The organism is Bacillus sp. FSL K6-0138 (genome assembly GCF_037982765.1).
Lineage (GTDB): Bacteria > Bacillota > Bacilli > Bacillales > Bacillaceae > Bacillus > Bacillus glycinifermentans.
In genome coordinates, this window is sequence record NZ_CP150286.1 from 102501 (window position 1) to 105000 (window position 2500).

Annotated in this window: 2 rRNA genes (both only partly in view); both read left to right on the forward strand. The window is 52.6% G+C overall.

Going from position 1 to position 2500, the window contains the following annotated elements:
* Positions 1-1248, forward strand: a 16S ribosomal RNA gene (locus MHB78_RS00575) (it extends 302 nt beyond the left edge of the window).
* Between the two features lie 179 nt (positions 1249-1427).
* A 23S ribosomal RNA gene (locus tag MHB78_RS00580) occupies positions 1428-2500 on the forward strand; it runs 1859 nt beyond the window's last position.
* Together the 16S and 23S rRNA genes form the textbook arrangement of a ribosomal RNA operon.

Genomic DNA, 2500 nt, shown 5'->3' on the forward strand with positions numbered 1-2500 from the left:
TGAGAGGGTGATCGGCCACACTGGGACTGAGACACGGCCCAGACTCCTACGGGAGGCAGCAGTAGGGAATCTTCCGCAATGGACGAAAGTCTGACGGAGCAACGCCGCGTGAGTGATGAAGGTTTTCGGATCGTAAAACTCTGTTGTTAGGGAAGAACAAGTACCGTTCGAACAGGGCGGTACCTTGACGGTACCTAACCAGAAAGCCACGGCTAACTACGTGCCAGCAGCCGCGGTAATACGTAGGTGGCAAGCGTTGTCCGGAATTATTGGGCGTAAAGCGCGCGCAGGCGGTTCTTTAAGTCTGATGTGAAAGCCCCCGGCTCAACCGGGGAGGGTCATTGGAAACTGGGGAACTTGAGTGCAGAAGAGGAGAGTGGAATTCCACGTGTAGCGGTGAAATGCGTAGAGATGTGGAGGAACACCAGTGGCGAAGGCGACTCTCTGGTCTGTAACTGACGCTGAGGCGCGAAAGCGTGGGGAGCGAACAGGATTAGATACCCTGGTAGTCCACGCCGTAAACGATGAGTGCTAAGTGTTAGAGGGTTTCCGCCCTTTAGTGCTGCAGCAAACGCATTAAGCACTCCGCCTGGGGAGTACGGTCGCAAGACTGAAACTCAAAGGAATTGACGGGGGCCCGCACAAGCGGTGGAGCATGTGGTTTAATTCGAAGCAACGCGAAGAACCTTACCAGGTCTTGACATCCTCTGACAACCCTAGAGATAGGGCTTCCCCTTCGGGGGCAGAGTGACAGGTGGTGCATGGTTGTCGTCAGCTCGTGTCGTGAGATGTTGGGTTAAGTCCCGCAACGAGCGCAACCCTTGATCTTAGTTGCCAGCATTCAGTTGGGCACTCTAAGGTGACTGCCGGTGACAAACCGGAGGAAGGTGGGGATGACGTCAAATCATCATGCCCCTTATGACCTGGGCTACACACGTGCTACAATGGGCAGAACAAAGGGCAGCGAAGCCGCGAGGCTAAGCCAATCCCACAAATCTGTTCTCAGTTCGGATCGCAGTCTGCAACTCGACTGCGTGAAGCTGGAATCGCTAGTAATCGCGGATCAGCATGCCGCGGTGAATACGTTCCCGGGCCTTGTACACACCGCCCGTCACACCACGAGAGTTTGTAACACCCGAAGTCGGTGAGGTAACCTTTTGGAGCCAGCCGCCGAAGGTGGGACAGATGATTGGGGTGAAGTCGTAACAAGGTAGCCGTATCGGAAGGTGCGGCTGGATCACCTCCTTTCTAAGGATATTATACGGAATGTAAGACCTTGCGGTCTTGCAGGCAGGTGCGTTTAGTTCTTGTTTAGTTTTGAAGGATCATTTGATTCTTCAAAACGTGTTCTTTGAAAACTAGATAACGATAGCAAGACATTCACATTCAATTGTAATGCAAGATATCACGTAGTGATTCTTTTTAACGGTTAAGTTAGAAAGGGCGCACGGTGGATGCCTTGGCACTAGGAGCCGATGAAGGACGGGACGAACACCGATATGCTTCGGGGAGCTGTAAGCAAGCTTTGATCCGGAGATTTCCGAATGGGGAAACCCACTGCTCGTAATGGAGCAGTATCCATATCTGAATCCATAGGATATGTGAAGGCAGACCCGGGGAACTGAAACATCTAAGTACCCGGAGGAAGAGAAAGCAAATGCGATTCCCTGAGTAGCGGCGAGCGAAACGGGAACAGCCCAAACCAAGAGGCTTGCCTCTTGGGGTTGTAGGACACTCTATACGGAGTTACAAAAGAACGAGGTAGACGAAGAGGTCTGGAAAGGCCCGCCATAGGAGGTAACAGCCCTGTAGTCAAAACTTCGTTCTCTCCTGAGTGGATCCTGAGTACGGCGGAACACGTGAAATTCCGTCGGAATCCGGGAGGACCATCTCCCAAGGCTAAATACTCCCTAGTGACCGATAGTGAACCAGTACCGTGAGGGAAAGGTGAAAAGCACCCCGGAAGGGGAGTGAAAGAGATCCTGAAACCGTGTGCCTACAAGTAGTCAGAGCCCGTTAACGGGTGATGGCGTGCCTTTTGTAGAATGAACCGGCGAGTTACGATCCCGTGCAAGGTTAAGTTTGAAAAGACGGAGCCGCAGCGAAAGCGAGTCTGAATAGGGCGCATGAGTACGTGGTCGTAGACCCGAAACCAGGTGATCTACCCATGTCCAGGGTGAAGTTCAGGTAACACTGAATGGAGGCCCGAACCCACGCACGTTGAAAAGTGCGGGGATGAGGTGTGGGTAGGGGTGAAATGCCAATCGAACCTGGAGATAGCTGGTTCTCTCCGAAATAGCTTTAGGGCTAGCCTCAAGGTAAGAGTCTTGGAGGTAGAGCACTGATTGGACTAGGGGCCCCTACCGGGTTACCGAATTCAGTCAAACTCCGAATGCCAAAGACTTATCCTTGGGAGTCAGACTGCGAGTGATAAGATCCGTAGTCGAAAGGGAAACAGCCCAGACCGCCAGCTAAGGTCCCAAAGTATACGTTAAGTGGA